The sequence below is a fragment of the Candidatus Infernicultor aquiphilus genome, from assembly GCF_002784285.1.
Classification (GTDB): domain Bacteria; phylum Atribacterota; class Phoenicimicrobiia; order Phoenicimicrobiales; family Phoenicimicrobiaceae; genus Infernicultor; species Infernicultor aquiphilus.
This window is the reverse complement of the sequence record NZ_PFKO01000126.1, coordinates 1-476: the sequence shown is the minus strand read 5'-3', so window position 1 is coordinate 476 and position 476 is coordinate 1. Positions and strand designations below refer to the sequence as shown.

At 29.6% G+C, this 476-nt stretch carries 1 protein-coding gene; it reads left to right on the top strand.

Going from position 1 to position 476, the window contains the following annotated elements; genetic code table 11:
• Positions 1-294, top strand: a 294-nt coding sequence (locus COZ07_RS03555) for a S1 RNA-binding domain-containing protein (RefSeq protein ID WP_406607212.1), incomplete at its 5' end; no start/stop codon positions are given.
• Positions 295-476 lie beyond the last annotated feature (182 nt).

Sequence of the window (476 nt, the reverse complement as noted above, 5' to 3'; positions counted from 1 at the left end):
AATCTTACCGATTTTGGTGCCTTTATAAATTTAGAGGATAATTTAGATGGTTTAGTACCCCTATCTGAAATATCTAATAAAAAGATTGATAACCCAGCAAGTATTCTATCGGTTGGAGAAGAAGTCCTGACCCTGGTAACTAAACTTGATAGCCGAAGGAAGAAGATTAGTTTAAGTATTAGAAAAGCTGAAAAAGAAGAACAAAAACGATTTATGAAAGAGTATAACCAAAAACAGAGTATAGATAAAATTTTATTTAAGGATTTATTCGGAGATTTATTTAGAAAGCAATAAATTAGTCATTAGTGAATAGTGAATAGTCGTTAGTTTTAAATACAATTTTACAGTTTTCAGTTATCGGTTTACAGTTTTTAGATAAAGAGATAAAAAGAATCGGATTCTGTATTCTGGCTTCTGGATTCTGTTTTCTTTACGAGATACGATTCACGAGATACGAGATACGAATTAATTAATAT